General features: G+C 73.0%; 19 protein-coding genes and 1 tRNA gene. 11 read left to right on the forward strand and 9 right to left on the reverse strand.

The genetic code is table 11. The annotated features are described in order from the left end of the window. Positions 1–36: 36 nt before the first annotated feature. Positions 37–951 carry an ABC transporter ATP-binding protein gene (locus HGK68_RS02865; protein ID WP_169164595.1) on the forward strand — a complete coding sequence of 305 codons (915 nt, stop codon included), beginning with the start codon at positions 37–39 and terminating at the stop codon, positions 949–951. Continuing rightward, positions 948–2,069: an ABC transporter permease gene (locus HGK68_RS02870; protein ID WP_169164596.1), complete on the forward strand. Its 1,122-nt coding sequence runs from the start codon at positions 948–950 to the stop codon at positions 2,067–2,069. The genes HGK68_RS02865 and HGK68_RS02870 overlap by 4 nt, the downstream gene beginning before the upstream one ends. Before the next feature lie 53 nt (positions 2,070–2,122). Here HGK68_RS02870 and HGK68_RS02875 read toward each other — a convergent pair whose 3' ends face one another. Both HGK68_RS02875 and HGK68_RS02880 read right to left on the reverse strand, forming a co-directional pair. Further along, on the reverse strand, positions 2,123–2,626 hold the full coding sequence (locus tag HGK68_RS02875; RefSeq protein ID WP_169164597.1) for a MarR family winged helix-turn-helix transcriptional regulator: 504 nt from the start codon (positions 2,624–2,626) through the stop codon (positions 2,123–2,125). 9 nt (positions 2,627–2,635) lie between these two features. Continuing rightward, entirely contained in the window at positions 2,636–3,238 is a 603-nt protein-coding gene (locus HGK68_RS02880) for a TetR/AcrR family transcriptional regulator (RefSeq protein ID WP_169166913.1), read from the reverse strand. Between the two features lie 145 nt (positions 3,239–3,383). On the opposite strand from HGK68_RS02880, the gene HGK68_RS02885 reads away from it, so the two are divergent. Beyond that, positions 3,384–3,455 (forward strand) — tRNA-Gln (locus HGK68_RS02885). 2 nt (positions 3,456–3,457) lie between these two features. Here HGK68_RS02885 and HGK68_RS02890 read toward each other — a convergent pair. The 3 genes from HGK68_RS02890 to HGK68_RS02900 form a co-directional block, all read right to left on the reverse strand. Beyond that, positions 3,458–4,336, reverse strand: coding sequence for a methyl-accepting chemotaxis protein (locus HGK68_RS02890; protein ID WP_206155789.1), 879 nt, complete (start codon positions 4,334–4,336; stop codon positions 3,458–3,460). After that, the gene (locus HGK68_RS02895) at positions 4,333–4,905 is read right to left on the reverse strand and encodes a PAS domain-containing protein (protein WP_169164598.1); all 573 of its coding nucleotides are present in this window, start codon (positions 4,903–4,905) and stop codon (positions 4,333–4,335) included. The genes HGK68_RS02890 and HGK68_RS02895 overlap by 4 nt, the downstream gene beginning before the upstream one ends. 128 nt (positions 4,906–5,033) lie before the next feature. Further along, on the reverse strand, positions 5,034–5,450 hold the full coding sequence (locus tag HGK68_RS02900) for a VOC family protein (RefSeq protein WP_169164599.1): 417 nt from the start codon (positions 5,448–5,450) through the stop codon (positions 5,034–5,036). Positions 5,451–5,625: 175 nt separating this feature from the next. On the opposite strand from HGK68_RS02900, the gene glmU reads away from it, so the two are divergent. From glmU to HGK68_RS02940, 8 genes are all read left to right on the forward strand, one after another. After that, complete coding sequence (gene glmU / locus HGK68_RS02905) at positions 5,626–7,263, forward strand: bifunctional UDP-N-acetylglucosamine diphosphorylase/glucosamine-1-phosphate N-acetyltransferase GlmU (RefSeq protein WP_169164600.1); 1,638 nt, start codon at positions 5,626–5,628, stop codon at positions 7,261–7,263. Continuing rightward, positions 7,260–8,243 carry a ribose-phosphate diphosphokinase gene (locus tag HGK68_RS02910; protein WP_169164601.1) on the forward strand — a complete coding sequence of 328 codons (984 nt, stop codon included), beginning with the start codon at positions 7,260–7,262 and terminating at the stop codon, positions 8,241–8,243. The genes glmU and HGK68_RS02910 overlap by 4 nt, the downstream gene beginning before the upstream one ends. A 403-nt stretch (positions 8,244–8,646) precedes the next feature. Further along, positions 8,647–9,234 (forward strand): 50S ribosomal protein L25/general stress protein Ctc, encoded by a 588-nt coding sequence (locus HGK68_RS02915; RefSeq protein WP_169164602.1) that lies wholly within the window; start codon positions 8,647–8,649, stop codon positions 9,232–9,234. A gap of 115 nt (positions 9,235–9,349) precedes the next feature. Continuing rightward, positions 9,350–9,967, forward strand: coding sequence for an aminoacyl-tRNA hydrolase (pth, locus tag HGK68_RS02920; protein WP_169164603.1), 618 nt, complete (start codon positions 9,350–9,352; stop codon positions 9,965–9,967). Between the two features lie 100 nt (positions 9,968–10,067). After that, positions 10,068–11,648: a sugar transferase gene (locus tag HGK68_RS02925; protein ID WP_169164604.1), complete on the forward strand. Its 1,581-nt coding sequence runs from the start codon at positions 10,068–10,070 to the stop codon at positions 11,646–11,648. Then, positions 11,635–12,780 carry a glycosyltransferase gene (locus HGK68_RS02930; RefSeq protein WP_169164605.1) on the forward strand — a complete coding sequence of 382 codons (1,146 nt, stop codon included), beginning with the start codon at positions 11,635–11,637 and terminating at the stop codon, positions 12,778–12,780. The genes HGK68_RS02925 and HGK68_RS02930 overlap by 14 nt, the downstream gene beginning before the upstream one ends. Beyond that, positions 12,777–14,519, forward strand: coding sequence for a Wzz/FepE/Etk N-terminal domain-containing protein (locus HGK68_RS02935; RefSeq protein ID WP_169164606.1), 1,743 nt, complete (start codon positions 12,777–12,779; stop codon positions 14,517–14,519). Before HGK68_RS02930 ends, HGK68_RS02935 begins: the two co-directional genes overlap by 4 nt. After that, a complete protein-coding gene (locus HGK68_RS02940) occupies positions 14,516–15,739 on the forward strand; it encodes a glycosyltransferase family 4 protein (protein WP_169164607.1) in 1,224 nt (407 codons plus the stop codon). Before HGK68_RS02935 ends, HGK68_RS02940 begins: the two co-directional genes overlap by 4 nt. On the opposite strand, the gene HGK68_RS02945 is transcribed toward HGK68_RS02940, so the two are convergent. The 4 genes from HGK68_RS02945 to HGK68_RS02960 are packed head-to-tail and all read right to left on the reverse strand — an operon-like array spanning position 15,627 to position 21,437. Further along, complete coding sequence (locus HGK68_RS02945; protein WP_246260540.1) at positions 15,627–16,787, reverse strand: glycosyltransferase; 1,161 nt, start codon at positions 16,785–16,787, stop codon at positions 15,627–15,629. The genes HGK68_RS02940 and HGK68_RS02945 overlap by 113 nt on opposite strands. 5 nt (positions 16,788–16,792) lie before the next feature. Continuing rightward, positions 16,793–17,806, reverse strand: a complete 1,014-nt coding sequence (locus tag HGK68_RS02950; RefSeq protein WP_169164609.1) for a glycosyltransferase family 4 protein — start codon at positions 17,804–17,806, stop codon at positions 16,793–16,795. Beyond that, the gene (locus tag HGK68_RS02955) at positions 17,803–19,200 is read right to left on the reverse strand and encodes an O-antigen ligase family protein (protein WP_169164610.1); all 1,398 of its coding nucleotides are present in this window, start codon (positions 19,198–19,200) and stop codon (positions 17,803–17,805) included. Before HGK68_RS02955 ends, HGK68_RS02950 begins: the two co-directional genes overlap by 4 nt. Then, complete coding sequence (locus HGK68_RS02960) at positions 19,197–21,437, reverse strand: glycosyltransferase (RefSeq protein WP_246260542.1); 2,241 nt, start codon at positions 21,435–21,437, stop codon at positions 19,197–19,199. The genes HGK68_RS02955 and HGK68_RS02960 overlap by 4 nt, the downstream gene beginning before the upstream one ends. Positions 21,438–21,479: the final 42 nt, after the last annotated feature.

The following is a 21,479-nucleotide window of genomic DNA, read 5'->3' on the forward strand; positions in this document are numbered from 1 at the left end:
CATCAGCACCACCCATCACGACGACAGGAGTTCAGCGTGCTAGAGCTGAGCGGCATCCGCCGGTCATTCGGCGACCGACTGGTCCTCGACGATGTGGGCTTCACCGTGCAGCGCGGCAAGCTCACCGGCTTCGTCGGCGGCAACGGCGCCGGGAAGACCACCACCATGCGGATCATCCTCGGAGTGCTCTCCTCCGACGCGGGCACCGTGACCCTGGACGGCGCGCCGCTCGGCGACGAGCAGCGCCGGTCCTTCGGCTACATGCCGGAGGAGCGCGGGCTGTACCCGAAGATGAAGATCGTCGAGCAGATCGCCTACCTGGCCCGGCTGCACGGATACGACAAGCGCACCGCGACCACCAAGGCCACCGACCTGCTGACCCGGCTCGGCCTGGGTGAGCGGCTGAACGACCCGGTCGACGACCTCTCGCTGGGCAACCAGCAGCGGGCGCAGATCGCGGCGGCGCTGGTGCACGACCCCGAGGTGCTGATCCTGGACGAGCCGTTCTCCGGTCTGGACCCGATGGCGGTCGACGTGGTGCTGAACGTCCTCAGCGAGTACGCGGCGCAGGGGGTGCCGGTGCTGTTCAGCTCGCACCAGCTGGACGTGGTCGAGCGGCTCTGCGACGACGTGGTCGTGATCGCCGGCGGGCAGATCCGCGCCGCCGGTGGTCGTGAGGAACTGCGCGACCAGTACGCGGAGTCCCGGTTCGAGATCCACTCCGGTGGTGACATGGGCTGGCTGCGCACCCAGCCGGGGGTGCAGGTGCGGGAGTTCGACGGCGGCTACGCCCTGTTCGACGCCGACGAGCAGGTCGCCCAGCAGGTGCTGCGGACCGCGTTGGAGTCGGCCCCGGTGCAGTCGTTCAGCCCGGTGCGTCCGCGCCTGGCCGAGATCTTCCGCGACATCGTCACCGACGAGGTGCGCAACGACGAGGAGGCAGCCCGATGAGCACCCCCACCCCGAAGCAGCGCCCGGCGACGCCGACGATGCTGCAGAACACCATGCTGGTGGCCGAGCGCGAGGTCACCACCCAGGTGCGCAGCAAGGCCTTCATCATCTCCACCGTGGTGATGCTGGTGCTGATCCTGGCCGGGATCATCCTGTCCAGCGTGCTGGGCGACAAGCTCGGGTCGGACACCAAGGTGGCCGTGGTCCCGGCCACCGCCGAGCTGATCGCCGGCGTGGACGGCATCGAGGCCGTCGACGCCGCGGACGACGCCGCCGCCCGTCAGCTGGTCGAGGACGAAGAGGTGTCCGCGGCCCTGCTGCCGGATCCGGACACCGACGACAACCCGCTGGGCGTCGTGGTGGTCGGCAAGGAATCGGCGCCCTCCGACGTGGTGTCGGCGCTCGCGGTCACCCCGCCGGTGGAGCTGCTGGACGAGCCCACCACCAGCGAGGGGCTGCGCTACCTGGTGTCGCTGGCCTTCGGCCTGGTGTTCATGTTCGCCTCGCTGACCTTCGGCAGCACGATCGCGCAGAACACGGTGCAGGAGAAGCAGTCCCGGATCGTGGAGATCCTGCTGTCGGCGGTGCCGCCCCGCGCGCTGCTGGCCGGCAAGGTGATCGGCAACAGCATCCTGGCCTTCGGTCAGACCGCCGCGATCGCCGCCGTCGCCGTGATCGGCCTGGTGGTGACCGGACAGGACGACGTGCTGAGCCTGATCGGCGCTCCGGTGGCCTGGTTCGTGGTGTTCTTCCTGGTCGGGTTCGTGCTGCTGGCCGCGATGTTCGCCGCCGCCGCATCGCTGGTCTCCCGGACCGAGGACACCGGAGCCGTGCTCACCCCGGTGATGTACCTGGTGATGATCCCGTACTTCCTGGTCATCTTCTTCAACTCGAACGAGGTCGTGCTCGCGGTGATGAGCTACGTCCCGTTCAGCGCCCCGGTGGGGATGCCGGTCCGGCTGTTCCTCGGCACCGCCGCCTGGTGGGAGCCGCTGCTGTCCCTGGTGATCCTGGCCCTGTCGGCCTGGGGGGTCACCGCGATCGGCGCCCGGATCTACGAGCGCTCGGTGCTGCGCACCGGACGTCGGGTGAAGCTGAGCGAGGCCCTCAAGGGCTGAGCAGCGCCCGCAGTGCTGGACGGCCGGTCACCCTCGCGGGTGGCCGGCCGTTCTCATGCGTCGAAGGGCAGGACCAGGGTGCGCAGCAGGTCGGCCAGGCGCTCCCGGTCCCCGTCCGGCAGGTCGGCCAGCAGGTCGCGTTCGATGTCGAGCAGGCTGGTCATCGCCGCGTCCACCCGGGCCAGCCCCTCCTCGGTGAGGCTGACCAGCACCCCGCGCCGGTCCTCCGGCGACGGCTGCCGTTCCACCAGTGACCGGGCAGCCAGCCGGTCGATCCGGTTGGTCATCGTCCCGCTGGTCACCAGGGTCTGGGTGAGCAGGGCACCGGGGGAGAGTCGGTACGGCGACCCGGCCCGGCGCAGCGCCGAGAGCACGTCGAACTCCCACGGCTCCAGCCGGTGCAACGCGAACGCCCGGCGCCGAGCCAGATCCAGGTGCCGGGACAGGCGGGTCACCCGGGACAGCACGGTCAGCGGGGTGACGTCCAGGTCGGGGCGCTCCCGGGCCCAGGCGTCGACGATCCGGTCGACCTCGTCCACCGGCAGCTCCTCGGGCATGGCGGGAGGCTACCCGTGCTGGTCGGAGAGCTGGGGACGACGCTCCAGCCCGGACAGGCCGTTCCACGCCAGGTTGACCAGGTTCGCCGCGACGTCGGCCTTCTCCGGCGAGCGGGCGTCCAACCAGTGCTGCCCGGTCAGGGCGACCATCCCGACCAGCATCCGGGCATAGATCGGTGCGGTGCGCGGGTCCAGGTGCGACTTCTTGAACTGCGCCGCCAGCAGGTGTTCGACCTGGGTCGCCACGTCCCCGATCAGACTGGAGAACGTGCCGGTGGCCTGCGCGACCGGGGAGTCGCGCACCAGGATGCGGAAGCCGTCCTCGTTCTCCTCGATGTAGCTGAGAAGCGCCAACGCCGAGCGTTCGACCAGCACCTTCGGGTGATGCCCCTTCTCCAGGGCACCGTTCAGCGCATCGGTGAGCGCCCGGATCTCGCGGTCGACCACCACCGCGTAGATGCCCTCCTTGCCGCCGAAGTGCTCGTACACCACCGGCTTGGACACCTTCGCCCGCGCGGCGATCTCCTCCACCGAGGTGCCGTCGAAACCCTTCTCCGCGAACAGCCGGCGACTGACGTCCAGCAACTGCTCGCGCCGTTCGGCCGCGGTCATCCGCGGCTTGGACGCCCGAGCGGCGGGACGGGTCTGGTTGGCCATCGGGTCATCTTGCCAGGGATGGCGGGACCGTGGTCCTGGCATCCGCCCGCGGTGTGGCCTGGCAGACTGGTGTCGCACATCGACGCGGTCGGCTGTGCGGTCCGCCCTGGTGTAATGGCAGCACACAGGCCTTTGGTGCCTTGAGGTCCGGGTTCGAATCCTGGGGGCGGAGCCCTAGTGCAACGTCGCGAACCGGGTGATCTCCACCCGCAGCGTCTCCGCCATCTCGGCCAGCCCCTCGCCGTCGCCGCCACCCGCCGATGCCGCCACGGCCGCGACCTGATCCGTCATCCCGGCGACCAGCGCGCCGATCTGCTCGATGGTGTGCCCGGCCTCGGTGGCGGCGGTCATCGCGGCGGTGACGTGGTCGGCGATGTCGTCGGAGCGGCCGGCCGACTCGTCCGCCAAGGTGCGCACCTCGGCGGCGACCACGGCGAAACCACGGCCGGCCTCCCCGGCGCGGGCGGCCTCGATCGCGGCGTTCAGTGCGAGCAGGCGGGTGCGCCCGGCGATGGTCTTGACCAGGCCGACCGCGTCCTTGATCTGCGCGGAGGTGTCGGTCAGCGAGGTGACGGTGGACCGGGAGCCCTCGGTGGCGTCGGCCGCTGCGCGGGCGGAGGCGGACAGCGAGGTCGCGGAGACCGCCAGGCTGTGTGCAGCGTCGGCGACCCCGGCGGCGATCAGCACCAGGCGTTCGGCCAGCGCCGCGCGTTCGGCCTGTTCGCGGGCGGTCTGCTCGGCGGCCCGTTGCAGCGCCGACCGGGCGGCGTCGATCCGGGCCGCACCGGACCGGAACGCGCCGGGCATCCCGCGGCGCAGGAACCTGCGGTGGAACCTGCCCGCACCGGCCGCGGTCAGGGTGGCCTGCGACTCGCGGACGTAGGCGTCGATCAGGTCGGCGACCCGGTTGAGTCCGGTGCGGGCGCGCTGCACCTCGGGGGAGTCGGACAGCGGGGGCAACCGGACTTCCAGGTCGCCCTGGGCCAGGCGCTCGCAGAAGGTGGCGATCGCGTCCAGATCGGCGGTGCCGCTCCGGTCGGTGGCGGCGCTCATCGGGTCACCGCCGCCAGTTCGTCGGCGGCAGCCAGCGACCAGACCCAGGCGTCGTAGTCGGTGCCTGCCTCGTGCAGGGCGGTGGTGAGGGCGGCCGTCCCGGCGGCGACCGCGTCCCGGCTCCCCGAGGCCGACTGCTCGGCGGCGAGCACCGTCCGGTAGAGGGTGGCGACGGTGCGGCGGGTGGCCGGCGGCACCCAGCGGCGGTTCGAGTGGTAGCCGGTGATCCGGCCTGCCGGGTCCAGGGTCGGTGTGACGTGCGCGAACACCCAGTAGTGCCCACCATCGGCCGCCAGGTTGAGCACGTAGGCGAAGAGCTCGTCGCCCGCGCCGATCACGTCCCACATCAGCTGGAACACCGCCCGGGGCATCTCCGGGTGCCGGATCAGGTTGTGCGGCGCACCCAGGATCTCCGGTTCCGGGTACCCGGCGACCCGGACGAAGACGTCGTTGGCGTAGGTGATCACTCCGCGCGGATCGGTCTTGGAGACGATGATCTCCTCCGGGCCGAAGGTGCGTTCGACGCCGGTCGGGGCGGGGCCGCGCTGACCGCGGCGTGCGGGTGGCATGGCGGGCGTATCGGCGCGGGCCGTCCGGGTGATGAGGGCGCCGGAGCACCCGGTTCCGCTCACCGGTTCCGGGCCGGGGTGGTGCCACCTGTGCCCGGTCGACTGGAGAGGTCGAAGGTCCCGAATCGTCAGCCGACGAACAGGCAGAACGGGTGTCCGGCCGGATCGGCGAACACCCGCAGGGGCTCCTCCGGATCGTCCGACCGGTCCCGCAGCAGCCGGGCGCCGAGCTCGACCGCCCGTCGACTGTGCTGATCGAGCTCGTCGGTGCTGGTCACGGTGATGTCGAGGTGCAGCTGCTGCGGGACATCCGGGTCGGGCCAGGTCGTGGCCGCCAGCTCCGGCACGTACTGGAAGGCGAGCGGGACGGCGCCGGTCAGCACCAGCCAGTCGGCGCCGTTCGGATCCGGCTCACCGTCGGCCGGTGGCTCGTCGCCGGGTCGGTAGCTCAGGCCGAGCAGTGCGCGGTAGAACTCGGCGAGCCCGCGCGGATCCGTGGTGTCCAGGACGGTCTGGACCACCGTGGGAAAGGACCGATCGGTCATGGTGACGCTCCCGGTGTCGGGTCCCCGGCGGCGAGTCGCGCCGGTCGCTGAAGTTCCATCGTCGGACCTTCGGGCACGGAACGCATCGGCAGCGGCGGTAGAGTGCGTGAACGCACGCCATCCCACTCTCGTGACCGTCTCGGGTCGCGGGCAGAATCGACGGGAGCACCCACAGGTGACCACCCCCCGCCCCGCTGCGGTCGTGGTCCTCGCCGCAGGCGAGGGCACCCGGATGAAGTCGTCCACCCCCAAGGTCCTGCACACCCTCGCGGGCCGGAGCATGCTCGGTCATGCGCTGGCCGCCGCGCAGGCGCTGGACCCGTTGCGCACCGCGGTGGTGGTCCGGCACGAGCGTGATCGGGTCGCCGAGCACGCCCGGTCGCTGGACTCCGCCGTCCTGATCGCCGACCAGGACGAGATCCCCGGCACCGGCCGCGCCGTGCAGTGCGCGCTCTCGGTGCTGGACTCCGCCGCCCAGGCCGACGCCGCCTCCCGCGAGGACGGTCCGGGCCAGCCCGGTTCCGCCGCCGGGGTGCTGGTGGAGGGCCCGGTGGTGGTGCTGGCCGGTGACATCCCGCTGCTGGACGGCGAGACGCTGGCCGAGCTCCTGGCGGCGCACGCGGCCGACGGCAACGCCGTCACCGTGCTGACCACCGAGGTGCCGGAGCCGACCGGGTACGGCCGGATCATCCGCGGCGCCGAGGGTGACCTGGAGTCGATCGTCGAGGAGAAGGACGCCACTCCTGAGCAGCGCGCCGTCACCGAGATCAACTCCTCGGTGTACGTCTTCGACGCGGCCGTCCTGCGCGGCGCCTTCGGCCGACTCGGCCGGGACAACGCCCAGGGCGAGGTCTACCTCACCGACGTGATCCAGATCGCCCGCACCGACGGTGGCCGGGTCCGTGCTCTGCGCACCGACGACCCGGTGCTGGTCGAGGGCGTCAACGACCGGGCCCAGCTGGCCGTCCTGCGTGCCGAGCTGAACCGCCGGATCCTGGACGACTGGATGCGCGAGGGCGTGACCATCGTCGACCCGGCCACCACCTGGATCGACGTGGACGTGGACCTGTCCCGCGACGTCACCCTGCTGCCCGGCACCCAGCTGCACGGGGCGACCAGCATCGGTGCGGGCGCGACCATCGGCCCGGACACCACGCTGACCGACGTCGAGGTGCACGACCGCGCCACGATCATCCGCACCCACGGGTCGCTCGCGGTGATCGGCGAGGACGCGCTGGTCGGGCCGTTCGCCTACCTGCGCCCGGGCACCGTGCTCGGCGAGCGGGGCAAGATCGGCACCTTCGTCGAGACCAAGAACGCCGAGATCGGCGCCGGGTCCAAGGTGCCGCACCTGTCCTACGTCGGTGACGCCACGATCGGCGTGGAGACGAACATCGGCGCCGCCAGCGTGTTCGTGAACTACGACGGTGTGCGCAAGCACCGCACCACCATCGGCTCCTACGCCCGCACCGGGTCGGACAACATGTTCGTCGCGCCGGTCACGGTGGGCGACGGTGCCTACACCGGTGCCGGTTCGGTGATCCGGCACGACGTGCCCTCCGGCGCCCTGGCGGTCAGTGCAGGGTCGCAGCGGAACATCGACGGCTGGGTGGTGCGCAACCGCCCCGGCACCCCGGCGGCCGACGCCGCTGCCGCCGCCGTGGACCCGGATGCCGGGCTGTCCCCGCAGGCGCGGGCCGAGCGCGAGCGTGCCGGCCAGGCGGCCAGCACCCAGGCGCCCACCCCGCCGCCGGAACTGCCGCAGCACAGCCCGAAGAAGCACGACACCGCCACGGAGGACAACGCACGATGACTGGGTCGATCGAGCAGACCGAGGAGAAGCGCCTCGTCCTGGTGTCCGGGCGGGCACACCCCGAGCTGGCCACCGCGGTGGCGGAGAGCCTGGACACCGAGCTCCTGCCCACCACGGCGTACGACTTCGCCAACGGCGAGATCTACGTGCGCTTCGCCGAGTCGGTCCGTGGCGCTGACGTGTTCGCGCTGCAGAGCCACGCGGCGTCGATCAACCAGTGGGTGATGGAACACCTGCTGATGGTGGACGCGCTCAAGCGGGCATCGGCCAAGACCATCACCGTGATCGCCCCGTTCTACGGCTACGCCCGGCAGGACAAGAAGCACCGTGGGCGTGAGCCGATCTCGGCCCGGCTGATGGCCGACCTGTTCAAGACCGCCGGTGCCGACCGGCTGATGAGCGTCGACCTGCACGCCGCGCAGATCCAGGGCTTCTTCGACGGCCCGGTGGACCACCTGTGGGCGATGCCGATCCTGACCGACTACGTGCGCAGCCGGGTCGACGTGCAGAACGTGACCGTGGTGTCCCCGGACGCCGGGCGCATCCGGGTGGCCGAGCTGTGGGCGCAGAAGCTCGGCGGCGGCCCGCTGGCGTTCGTGCACAAGTCGCGCGACATCAACCAGCCGAACAAGACCGTGGCGAACCGGGTGGTCGGCGACGTCGAGGGCCGGACCTGCGTGCTGGTCGACGACCTGATCGACACCGCCGGCACCATCACCGGTGCGGTCCGGGTGCTGCTGGACGCCGGGGCCAAGGACGTGATCGTGGCCGCGACCCACGGCGTGCTCTCCGACCCGGCCGCCGACCGGTTGCAGCAGTGCGGTGCCCGCGAGGTGATCGTGACCGACACCCTGCCGATCCCGGAGGAGCACCGGTTCCCGAAGCTGACGGTGCTGTCCATCGCCCCGCTGCTGGGCCGGGCGATCCGCGAGGTCTTCGACGACGGCTCGGTGACCTCCCTCTTCGACGGCCGCGCCTGACCCAGCCCCAGCCCAGCTGACCGAACGCCCTCGCGGCGCGCTGACCGAGGTCGGCACTTCCGCCCCGATCGGGGCTAGCGAAGTGCCGACCTCGGGCGCGTACCGCCGACTTCGGGCGCGTACTGCCGACTTCGGCTGGCCGCCGAACCCGGGCGCGGAGGGCGGCTCGGGGCTGCTCGGGGGACCGGGGCCGGTGGGAGCGAGCCGGTCGGGCCGGGTGAAAGCGGGCCGGGCGGACTGGTAGGATCGGGAAGTTGCCTCGGCGAGGGACGTTGGGCGGGGACGGTCCGAGTGGCCGACCTGCTGGTCCGTGATCGACAGGGTGGATGCCTCCGTGTTTCCCCGTCTGTCGTGCCGCGTCGAGGCCAACCGCCTTCGCCACCAGAACGCATCAGGAGTCATCATGTCCGAGGTCAAGCTCGTCGCCACCGCCCGTTCCGAGTTCGGCAAGGGCGCCGCCCGCCGTCTGCGCCGGGCCAACCAGATCCCCGCCGTCCTGTACGGGCACGGCACCGACCCGGTGCACGTCTCGCTGCCGGGCCACGCCACGATGATGGCGCTGAAGCAGGCCAACGCCCTGTTCACCATCGAGCTGGACGGCACCGACACCCTGGCGATCGCCAAGGACGTGCAGCGTGACCCGGTCCGCCAGATCATCGAGCACGTCGACCTGCTGCTGGTCCGCAAGGGCGAGAAGGTCGAGGTCGAGGTCCCGGTGACCGTCGTCGGCGAGTCCGCCCCCGGCACCATCCACATCGTGGAGACCCAGAACGTGGCCCTGGAGGCCGAGGCGACCCACCTGCCGCAGCACGTCGAGGTGAACATCGACGGCCTGGAGGCCGGTGCGCAGGTCACCGCCGCCGACCTGACCCTGCCGCAGGGCACCTCGCTGGTGACCGACGCCGAGATCGTCATGGTCGCGATCGCCGTGCCGCGCTCCGAGGCCGCTGACGACGCCGCCGAGGAGTCCGCCGAGGCCGCCGCGGAGTGATCCGCCCCGGCGTGTGCTGAGTGGGGCGACCACTCCGCGTCGAACCCAGGACGCCCGGTACCGTGCAGGTGCCGGGCGTCCGGCATGTCTGGACCCGATTCTCCGAGGGAGCACGATGAGCGAGGGACGCTGGCTGGTGGTCGGCCTGGGCAACCCCGGACCGCAGTACGCCGGGAACCGGCACAACGTCGGGCAGATGGTGCTGGACGAGCTGGCCCGTCGGGTGTCGACCACCTTCTCCACCAAGGGTGGTGGGCTGTTGTCCCGACGACCGCAGGCGGCGACGGCCGAGGTTCGGGTCGGCGTGCTGCCGGGCGGCGCGCCGGGTCCGCGGGCGGTGCTGGCGAAGCCGGGCACGTTCATGAACACCTCGGGTGGTCCGGTCTCCGGGTTGGCGCAGTACTACGACATCCCGGCGGACCGGGTGGTGATGGTCCACGACGAGATGGACATCCCATTCGGCGCCGTGCGGCTCAAGCGCGGTGGTGGCGAGGGCGGCCACAACGGCCTGCGGGACACCAGCAAGGCCCTGGGCACCAAGGACTACCTGCGGGTGCGGGTCGGGGTGGGGCGACCGCCGGGGCGTCAGGACCCGGCCGACTTCGTGTTGAAGGACTTCGGTGCCGCCGAGCGCAAGGAACTGCCGTTCCTGCTGGACGACGCGGCGGACGCGGTGGAGCTGCTGATCACGGAGGGTCTGGAGAAGGCGCAGCTGCGCTTCCACTCCAAGTAACCCATACGGGTGCGAAAGGGGTGAAAACGGACAGATAGGGCGGACTGGGACAAACCTGCTGATATAGCCTCGCGGCGTCACCGAGGTTTCAGGGGTCCCCATGAGCTTGCTCGACGATCAGGACGTGCCGCGCACCGCGCGCGCCGCCGATCCCACGGTCCCGGCCACCGCCGTCGAGACGCCGCCGAGCGGACTTCCGCTGGATCCGGCCGACCGGCGGCGGAGCAGTCAGGGACCGCGGCTGTCCTGGGCGTCGGACAAGCCCTTCCAGCCGCCGCTGCCCGGCGCCGCGCCCTCGGACTGGCGCAGCCAGCACGGCAGCTACCAGGTCGAGACCCTGTCCCGTGACCTGGTGCTCGCCACCGGTATCCCGACCCTCCTGCTGTTCCTGATGCACGGCGTGAGCCTGTTGCAGCTCAGCTGGGGCGTGATGATCGGGGTGCTGTTCGTCGCGATGACCGCCGTCGAGCGCGGCTACGACCGTCAGGTGATCGGCGACGGGCACCTGGAGTTCGAGGCGGTGCTGCGCGGCGGGGTGCTGACGGCCGCCGGGCTGGCGCTGCTGGCAGTTGGTGCGGACGTCGACGTGCCGCGCACCATCGTCTTCGCCGCGCTGCCCCTGGTCGTGCTGGTGCTGGCCGCCTCCCGGCACCTGGCCCGCCGGTCGCTGCACAAGCGGCGGGCGGCCGGGGAGTCGATGCGCCGCACCCTGGTGGTCGGCGACGCCGGATCGATCACCGGGGTGGTCGAGGACCTGCGCGGGCTGCCGCAGCACGGGTACCAGATCGCCGGTGTGTGCGTGCCTTCCTTCGACGGTCCACTGCCGGGGCTCGGGGTGCCGGTGCTGGGCACGGTCTCCGATGTGGTGCAGGTGGCGGTCGACGGTCGGTTCGACGTGGTGATCGTCACCGGGTCCGAGCTGTCCGGCCAGGCACTGCGCCGACTGTCCTGGGCCTTGCAGCGCACCCACACCGAGCTGGTCGTCGCACCGGGCATCGTGGAGGTGTTCGGGCCGCGGGTCAGCCTGGAACCCACCGCCGGGCTGTCGCTGATCCACGTGAACGCGGCCGAGGCCCGGCGCTCCCGGATCGTGGCCAAGCGGGTGGTGGACACCGCCTCGGCGCTGGGCGGTCTGCTGGTGCTGGCACCGGTGCTGGTGGTGATCGCCATCGCGGTGAAGGTGACCAGCCCGGGCCCGGTGCTGTTCCGCCAGGTGCGGGTCGGCAAGGAGGGCCGCGAGTTCTCGATGCTGAAGTTCCGCAGCATGGTGGTCGACGCGGAGAAGCAGCTCGCCGAGCTCCGGGACGCGAACCAGGCCGACGGTCCGCTGTTCAAGCTGGACCACGACCCCCGGATCACCCGGATCGGCCACTTCCTGCGCCGGCACTCCCTGGACGAACTGCCCCAGCTGTTCAACGTCGTGCGGGGCGACATGGCACTGGTCGGTCCCCGGCCGCCGCTGCCGCACGAGGTGGCGGTGTACCGCGAGTCGGTCCGCCGTCGTCTGCTGGTCAAGCCCGGCCTGACCGGACTGTGGCAGGTCAGCGGCCGCGCCGACCTCCCGTGGGAGGAAGCGGTGAAGCTGGACCTGCGCTACGTGGAGAACTGGTCGATCGCCTTCGACCTGATGATCCTGTGGCGGACGCTCGGTGTGGTGGTGAGCGGACATGGCGGCCGCTGAGATCGCGCTGGCCCACGACTACGCGACCCAGCGCGGCGGCGCCGAACGGGTGGCGTTGATGCTGGCGGACGCGTTCCCGGGCGCACCGATGTACACCACGCTGCACCACCCGGCCGGCACATTCCCCGAGTTCAGCGACCTGGATCTGCACACCTCTCCGCTGGACCGGATCGGGGTGCTGCGCCGCTCGCACCGCTGGGCGCTGCCGCTGCTGCCCGGCGCGGTGGACCGGACCCCGATCGACGCGGACCTGGTGCTGGCGTCGTCGACCGGCTGGGCGCACGGCTTCCCGGTGACCGGCCGCAAGGTGGTCTACTGCCACGCCCCGGCGCGCTGGCTCTACCAGGCCGAGCGGTATCTGGGCCGCGATGGTGGTCTCGGGCGCTGGGCGATGGGTCGGGCGTTGGGCGCTCTCGCCCCTCGGTTGCGGGCCTGGGACCAGCGGGCGGCGCGATCCGCCGACCGCTACCTGGCCAACTCCACGGTCACCGCACGGGCGGTCCGGGCGGTGTACGGGATCGAGGCCGAGGTGCTGCCGCCGCCGCCCGCGATGCTGCCGGACGGACCGGAGTCGCCGATGGCTGCGGTCGAGCCCGGCTTCCTGCTGTGCGTGGCGCGGCTGCTGCCGTACAAGAACGTGGACGTGGTGATCGAGGCGGTCCGGCGGATCCCCGGCGCACGGCTGGTGGTGGTCGGTGACGGTCCCGAGCGGTCGGCGCTGAGCGCCCGGGCAGCCGGTCTGCCCGGGGTGGTGCTGGCCGGCCGGGTGGACGACGCCCGGCTGCGCTGGCTGTACCGGCACTGCGCCGCCCTGGTCGCTGCCTCCTACGAGGACTACGGCCTGTCGCCGCTGGAGGCGGCCGCCTTCGGCCGTCCGTCGGTGGTCCTGCACGACGGCGGCTACCTGGACACGGTGCGCGGCGGGGAGACCGGCGAGTTCTTCGCGACGCCGACCCCCGAAGACATGGCCGCGTCCATCGACACCGCCCTCACCCGGAGCTGGGACGCCGATCTGCTCCGCACCCATGCCGAGTCCTTCGGCCTGCCCCGATTCGTCGCTCGGCTGCGTGCCGTCGCGGATGCCGAACTGGGCCGCCTCGCCGCCCCCGTTCCCACCCAGGAGACCCGATGACCCTGCAGGAGATGCTCCGGACGATCTGGTTCGGCAAATGGTTGGTGCTGGTGGCGCTGGTCGCGGCCGGGGTCGGGGCGTGGCTCTACGTCTCCGACTCCGAACCGCAGTACGCGGCCGAGGCCACCGTGCAGATCGTCGATGCCGAGACGCTCGCCGCAGCCGGGATCCGGATCGAGGCGGACCCCAGCCTGGTCACCTCGGACGATGTGGCGGCGGCGGCCGCGAAGGAACTCGGCGGTGGGGTGCGGGGGCGCGATCTGGCGGCCAGCACCAGCGCCGAGTACCAGGTCGACAACCCGAACACCGTGGTGGTGGACACCACCGGCACCGACCCGAAGGCGACCACCGCGGCGGCCAACGCGATGGCCACCGCCTACGTGGCCGCGTTGCAGGCCCAGTTCGACGAGGACCTGACCGGCATCCAGCAGCGCCTGGACGCCCTGGCCAAGACCATCGACGGCCAGCAGAAGGCGATCACCAACGCCCGTGCGGCCAGCGCGGCGGTCGCCGGAGCCGCGAGCACCGACCCGGTGGACGGCCTGCTGGAGGCGCAGTACGGCGCGAGCATGGACCAGTACCAGACCCTGGCCGCCCAGCAGGCGCAGGCGACGGTGCTCGCCAACCCGGCGCGAGTGCTGCAGAACGCGGTCGGCGCACAGCTGGTGAGCATCCCGTCGTCGCTGGTCTACGCGATCGCCGCGCTGGCCGGTCTGCTGGTCGGGATCGCCCTGGCGGTGCTGCGGCGAGGGCTGGACACCCGGGTGCGGACCGCGGGTGCTGCGCGCCGGGCCGCCTCGGCGCCGGTGCTGGCCCGGTTGTCCGGCACCGGCGCGGCGCTGAAGACCTGGGAGTCCGAGGCGGTGCTGCCGGTCGCCACCCGGGAGGCCACCGCCTACACCCGGTCGGTCCGCGAGCTGCGCACCGCGTTGCAGGCGGCGGTGGAGAATGAGTCCGGCAGTGCGGTGATCGTGGTGACCTCGGCCGACCTGGAGACACCACGCTCCTTCGTGGCGGCGAACCTGGCAGCGTCCTGGGCGCTGTCCGGGCGCAGCGTGGTGGTGCTCTCCGGCGACCTGCGTCAGCCCCGGTTGAACGCGCTGCTGCCGGTGGTCGAGGACGGCACGCTCTCCGAGCCGGTGGCCGCGGCCGGAGCCCAGCCGACCGGCACCCCGCACCTGGCGGTGCACCCGGCCCTGCGCACCGAGCTCGACCCCGCGGACTTCCTGGCCAGCGACCGGGTGCGCGAGCTGATCGCCACCCTGCGAGCGGCGGCGGATGTGGTGATCATCGACGCACCGCCGATGCTGGTCGCCGCCGACGCCACGATCCTGGGCGGGCACGCCGACGGGGTGCTGCTGGCGGCCACCGTCGGACACACCCGGATCGGGTCGGTGGAGGAGTCCGCCGACCGGCTGCGAGCCGCCAACGCCCGGCTGCTCGGGCTGAGCCTGGACGGGGCTGCCGGACGCGAGGTCGGGTACGAGGCGAGCTATGCCTTCGCCGGGGCGGCGGCCGAGCCGGAGAACGCGGAACCGCCGACGCAGCCCGAGGACATCGGCACGGGCCGGGACGACGGCCGCGCCGATCCGGAGCGGGACGCCGAGCCTGGGCTGGATGCCGAGCCGGGGCTGGATGCCGACCCCGAGGAGTCCGGCACCGAGGCCCGGGTGCCCGCCACCTCCGGCCGTGGGGGCGGCCGCGGTCGCCCGGCGATGTTCTTCACCCACCGGCCATGACCCCGGTCCGGGTGGTGGTGCTGGACCACACCGCCCAGACCGGCGGCGCCGAGCTGGCGCTGCTGCGGACAGTCGCGGCGCTGGATCCGAGCCGGGTGGACCTGACGGTGCTGCTGTTCGCCGAGGGGCCGCTGGTCGGGCGGTTGCGGGCGGTCGGCGCACGGGTCGAGGTGCTGGCGCTGGATCCCCGGGTGGCGGCGACCGGGCGGCACGCGGTGGGACGGCTCGGATCGCTGCGGGCGGCGCCCTTCGTGTTCCGACTGGCCCGGGCGCTGCGTCGGCTGCGGCCCGACGTGGTGCACTGCACCTCGCTGAAGGCCGACCTGATCGGGCTGGTCGCCGCCCGGCTGGTGCGTCGCCGGGTGGTGTGGCACCTGCACGACCGGATCGCCGCCGACTACCTGCCCCGCCCCGTGGTGGCGCTGGTGCGGTGGCTGGCGCGGCATGCGGTGACCGAGGTGGTGGTCAACTCCCGGGCGACCGCGTCGACGGTGCTGCCGCTGCCCCGGTGGACGCTCGCGTATCCAGGACTGGCGCCGGAGCAGGTGGGGCCCGATCCGATCCACCGGCCGACCCCGACGCCACCGGTGGTGGGGATCGTGGGCAGGATCAGCCCGACCAAGGGGCAACGGGAGTTCCTGGCGGCCGCCGCCCTGCTGGCCGACCGGTTCCCCGACCTGCGGTTCCGGGTGATCGGGGACGCGCTGTTCGCGGAGGCCGACTACGCGGAGCAGGTGCGGGCCCAGGCAGCCGGGCTGGCCGACCGGGTGGAGTTCACCGGGTGGGTGGCCGATCCGGTGGCCGAGCTGGACCGGCTCACCGTGATGGTGCACGCCTCCCCGACCCCGGAGCCCTTCGGCCAGGTGGTGGTCGAGGCGATGGCCCGCGGCGTGCCGGTGGTCGCCACCGCCGGAGGTGGGGTGGACGAGATCGTGCTGCCCCGGGACGCGGAGCCGCGCGGTGCCCTGGTCCGACCGGGGGACGTGGCCGGACTCGCGGCGGCGGTCGAGGCGCTGCTGCGGGACCCGGAGACGACAGCCGCCCGCGCGCGACAGGCGTGGTTCGGGGTGCGGCGCGACTACCCGATCACGGCGACGGCCGAGGCGCTCACCGCGGTGTGGTGCCGGCTCGCACCCGGTCCAGGACGTCCCGCATCTGCCGCACCCGGTCGCCCCAGCTCGGGACCTCGGCCGGTGACCCGGGTGTCGGCGGCGCGCTGAGCACCCGGAGCACGGCGGCCGGGAGCTGCTGCGGCGAGGCGGTGATCACCCGGTGGCCCGGCTGGTCCCGGAACCCGGCGACCGGGGTGCTCACGATCGGCCGGTTCACCGCCAGGTACTCGTAGAGCTTGATCGGGTCCAGCGAGTCGGTGAAGTCGTCCACCCGGTGCGGGACCACCAGTGCTGCGGCGTGTTGCAGGTAGGCGGGCACCACCGCCGCGGCCCGGGCGCCCAGCACGACGGCACCGGCGGCCTCCAGCCGGGTCAGGTCCAACGGGTCGAGCAGCGCGGGGCCGACCAGCACCAGGTGTGCCCCGGCGGTGCGCAGCGCGACGGCCAGCCGCAGGCACGCCTCCAGGTCCAGCCGGTCCGGGTGCAGGGTGCCGACGTACACCGCGTAGTCGCCGGCCGGCAGGTCGCCGGGGCGGGCCATCGGGCGACGGTAGGCGGCTAGGTCGACGGCATTCGTCACCAGGCTGACCGTCCGGCCGACCCGGTCACCCTTGCTCCGGGCCAAAGCGGGGGAGCAGACCACCACCGCGTCGCAGTCGGCCAGCAGCAGGTCCTCGTTCTGCCGGGTGCGTCGGTGCTCGGCCGGGTCGCGTTCGGCACGCAGCCAGTCGTCGGTGATGTCGTACAGCGAGCGCCAGCCGGTGGCCCGCAGCACCGCCGCGCCGTCCGGGTCGTTCACCCAGAGCACCGGGTCGCTCATCCCCAGTCGGCGCGCCGTCCGGTGCACGGCCCGGGCGCGGCGGTCGTCGGCGCCGGGGGCCAGCCGTCGGGGCAGCCACTTGGTCGGTCGGTACGCCCAGGCGCGACCGGTGGGCGTGCCGTCGTGGGCGGTGAGCGGGCGGAGGCGTCGACCGAGGGTGAGCGGGGCGCCACGGCGCAGATCGTGCAGGTGGTCGACCGGCGGCTCGACGAAGAGCACGTGCAGCGCCGGGTCGTCGTGCAGCAGTCCGGCGATCAGGTGCTGGTTGCGGCGCCAGACCTCGTCCCAGGGTTCCAGGCTCAGCACCACCAGGTCCTGCCGGACGGGGGTGGTCACCAGGCTCATCGTCGGACCTCCGCGTAGACCGACTCGACGGCGGCAGCGTGGGTATCCAGCGCGAACCGCTCCTGCTGGGCAGCCCGGAGCGCGGCACCGTAGCGCGCGCGGCGTGCCGGGTCGTCGGCGAGGGCCGCCAGCATCCTGCCCGCCGCGGTCGGGTCGTCCGGGGGCACCAGCACGGCCTCCGGCACCGAGCCGACCGTCTCGCTGTGGCCGCCACCAGCCCCGGCGACCACCGGCACCCCGTGCGCCATCGCCTCCACCACCGACAGCCCGTAGGGCTCGTCGCCGCGCGGGGCGAACAGGATCCCGGCGGTGGACAACAGGGTGTCGACGTCGGTGCGGGCACCGAGGAAGCGCACCGAGTCGCCGACCCCGAGCCGCCGCGCCATCGTCTCCAGTTCCGGCCGCAGTGACCCGGTGCCGGCGATGTGCAGCTCCCACCCGCGTGCCCCGAGGCCGGACGCCGCCCAGACCCGCAGGCCGAGGTCGGTGCGCTTCTCCGGTTCCAACCGCTGGGCGATCAGCACCACCGGTCGCCGGGTGGCCGTCGCCGGTGGCAGCACCGGCACGCCGGGGTGGGCGACCACGCTGGTGCCCTCGACCCGGTCGGCGACGAACGCGCTGATCGCGATCTGGGCCGCGATCCGTCGGGTGAGGTAGCGACCGACGGTCCGCGCGGGCAGCGAGGATCCGCGCCGCTCCGCGAAGTGCCGGGTGGCGACGACCGGGGCGCGGGCGGTGAGCACCGCGGCGAGCTCGGCGGCGGTCATGTGCGCGTGCACCACTGCGGGCCGGGTGCCGCGCAGCTGCCGGGCCGCCTGACGCCAGGTCCCGGCCGGGCGCCAGTCGATCCCGGTGCCCGCCAGTTCGGTCGGCATCCGGGCCGGGTCGCCGCCGAGCACCAGCACCCGGGTGCCCCGGTCGTCCTGCCACCGGGCGAGGGTGCTGACGTAGCGCTCCACCCCGGCGAAGGCCTCGGTGCAGACCACGTGCACCACCTCCGGGCCGATCACGGGTCGCTCCGGGGGGTGAGCGCGAAGCCGCGATGGTCGTGATCGTCCTCGTCCAGTCGCCGCCGCCGGACGTGCTCCTGCGCGCCGAGGCAGATCCCCGCCAGCACGAACGGGATCGACACCTGTGCCGCGACCCAGAACAGGTCGAACTGCCCCTGCACGAACCGCATCAGCACCAGGACGAACGCCAGGGTGCCGAACCGCCGGTCCATCCGCCACAGGATGACCAGCATCGCGGCGAACATCACCAGGAAGCCGACCAGCCCGACCAGCCCGCCGGAGGACAGCATCTCGAACTCCGCGTTCGGTGGCTGGAACTGCTGGTCGAAGCGGTCGGTGTACCACCAGCGCAGACCCGCGCCGAACACCGGGTACTGCTCCCAGATCCGCAGCGACTGCCCGAACCAGACCAGGCGCTGATACGCCGAGTTGTACTGGTCGCCGGACTCCAGCTGGTCCTGCACCAGGAAGCCGACCACCACCGCGGCCACCGCCACCGCCAGGAGCACGACCTTGGACCGCCGCCGACTCGGGTCGGGGCGCAGGGCGATCACGGTGACCGCCACGGCCAGTCCGATCAACGCCTGCCGGGACTGCGAGACCAGGATCCCGGCCAGGAAGAACCCGAACAGGCTCAGGCACAGCAGGTTGTTCAGGCGCAGCCAGCGGGGCCGGGCGTAGACCACCACCGCGGCGAAGGCGAGCACGCAGCCGATGAAGTTCTTGTGCATCAGGAAGGGCTCGTTCAGGTAGACCGCCCCGGTGTTGCCCGCCGCTAGGTTCATCCCGAACTGGGTCAGCGCCGCGACGGTGACCACCGCGCTCCCGGACAGGTACAGCACCACCGCGAGGCGTGCCCAGCCGGCGGCCCCGATCGCCCAGCCGACCAGCAGCGCGCCCCCGACCAGCAGCCAGGAGTGCACCCATTCGACCGCGTTGGCCAGGTACGGATTCGCGATCACGGTGAACAGCACGGTGACCTGGTAGAACGCGTTCGCCCACAGCAGGTTGCGCAGGGTCCGACCCAGGGGCCGTCGGGCGAAGAGCAGGGCGGGCCAGAACGCGGCGAACAGCACGAAGTCCGATACCGACAGCGTCCCGCCGACCCGGTTCACCAGCAGCAGCGCGGGCATGGCGAGCACCGGCAGGGCGATCGGCTCGCGCAGGGTGAGGGCGATCACCAGCAGCAGGGCGCCGATGCCGAGGGTGTACCAGGGATTGAGCGAGGTGGTGAGGACCAGCACGACGCCGATCGCCGCCACCCCCGCCGCCAGGGCGATCCGCTGCGGGAGGGTGGGCTGGGGGAGCCGGGTGCGGGGGGCGGCGCTCACCGTGCTCGGCGCGGTCGCTGTGCGCGGCTCGTTCACTGTGCCCGGCTCGGTCTCGGTGCTCACGCTGCCTCCCGGGGCCGGGCTGTCGGGTTGTCGCCGGGCTGAGTGCTCGGATCGCCGTCGGTCCGGGCGGGTTCGGGTGGTGTCGGCTGGTCGGGGTGGGGCTGCGCGGGCCGGGTCGTCGGGGCTGCCACCGGAGGACGGGGTGGCAGCGGGTCCAGCACCGACGACCGGGGGCGGCGCGGGTCACCCAGCGCCCGCTCCGCCCGGATCGGCCCGCGCAGGTACAGGTGGGCGCGCAGCCGTGCCGAGCGCCCGGTCTCACCCGGCAGCACGGCACGCACGAGCGCCCCGGCCACGACCCCGAGCCGGGCGAGCTGCCAGCCGGCATCCCCGTGGTGCTTGCGGAGGTAGCGCTCCTGGCCGGCGTGGAAGTGGGTGTCCCGTCGGGTCGGGTCCGCGCTGGTGCCGCCCCCGGTGTGCCGCGCGTCGGTGTCCACCACCGCCAATGACCAGCCCGCGCTGCGTGCCCGGCGCTGCCAGTCGGTCTCCTCCGCATAGAGGAAGAACGCTTCGTCGAAGCCGCCCACCTCGGCCAGGGCGGCGGCGCGCAGCAGCAGCACCGAGCCGATCACGAAGCCGTCGTCGGTGTTCGGAAGTCCGAGGCCCACCGCCTGCCGCCACGCTCCGCCGGGGGTGGGGAACGGCCAGCGCACCCGGGACGGCACCGCGTCGTCATCGAGCTGGACGGGTCCCACCGCGGCGAGTCGCGGGTCGGCGTGCAGTGCGGCACCGAGGGCGCGCACCCCGGCCGGGTCGATCCGGGCGTCCGGGTTCAGCAGGAGCAGGTCGGCCTCCGGGTCCAGCCGGTCGGCCAGCACCCGGTTGATCGCGTTCCCGAAGCCGAGGTTGGCGCCCGGGTCGAGGTAGCGGGCACCGGCGGCGGCGGCGACGGCGCGGACCTCCGGGTCGCCGGAGTTGTCCACCACGGTGATCGGCAGGTGTCCGGCCAGCGGGGCCAGGGCGTCGGCGAGCGGGCCGGGGGCGCCGTAGGCCACGACGACCACCTCGGGGTCGGGCCGTGGCGCGGGCGCCGGGTCACCGGACGGTGCGGGCCGAGTCGACGGCGGGACCTCGCCCGCCCGCGTGCTGGTCGTCGTGCCGAGCGCCGCCCGGTACAACTCCCGGTACTGTTCCGCGATCGCCGCCCAGGTGTACCGCCGCGCCCGCGCCAGTCCGTCGGCCCGCAACCGAGCCGCCAGCCCGTCCTCGTCCTGTACCCGGCGCAGCGCCGTGCGGAGGGCGCTCGCGTCCCCGGGCGGCACGACCAGCCCCGCGTCCGCCACCACCTCCGGCAGTGCGCCGCTGTCCGACACCACCACCGGCACGCCGAGGGCCATCGCCTCCACCGCCACCCGGCCGAACTGCTCCAGCCAGCCGGGGGCGGCCACCGACGGCACCGCCAGGACGTCCAGCGAACGGTAGAACGCGTTGAGGTCGGCGTCGGCGAGCGCCCCGTGGAAGGTCACCCGCCCGGCCAGGTCGGCGCGGTCGGCGCGGGCACGCAGCTCGGACGCCTGTGGCCCGTCGCCCGCCAGGTGCAGCTCCCAGCCGGGTTCGTCCGCGACCGCCGTCAGCAGGGTGTCGATCCCCTTGTGCGGGGCGAGGAAGCGTCCGGCGTAGCCGACCCGGAAGCGGGGTGGCGTGGCGTGTCGTCCTCCGGTGCCACCGCGCTCCGCCGAGACAGCAGCTGCGGGAGTGACGCGGGCCCGGGTCTGTGGTGCGGCCATCTCCACCCCGAGGCCGATCACCCGCACCGGCGCTCGCAGCCCCTTGTCCCGCAGGATCCGGGCGGCGGCCGCGTTGCAGACGCTCACCGCACCCGCGTGGCGCAGCGCCCACCGTTCGCACCAGCGGAACGGCGGCGGATAGCGCTTGGCGATGTTCTGCGCCGAGTACAGGAGGTAGGGCGTGCTGACCCGGCGCAGCGCGCGCAGCAACAGCACCTCGGCGGTCGCCAGCGCCGAGGGTTCCTCGTGCAGGTCGATCAGGTCCCACGGCTGGCCGAGGGCGCGCCAGAGCGGGCGCGGGTCGTAGAGGAACAGCTGGGGGTGGCGACCGAGGGTGCGGACGCCGACCACGTCCTCGTCCGGTGCCGGATCCAGGTCGACGGGGCGGCCGCCCTCCGGCCAGCGCCGGGCGCTCAGCAGGTGCACGGTGCTGCCGTCGGCGCGCAGGGCGTGCTCCCGCTGTCGCCACGCCGTGACGACCGCACTGTGGGAGATCCGCAGAATGCGCATGCCGACCATCGTGCCGGGCAAAATCCTCATGCTGGACAAATC

Source organism: Cellulomonas taurus (genome assembly GCF_012931845.1).
GTDB lineage: Bacteria > Actinomycetota > Actinomycetes > Actinomycetales > Cellulomonadaceae > Cellulomonas > Cellulomonas taurus.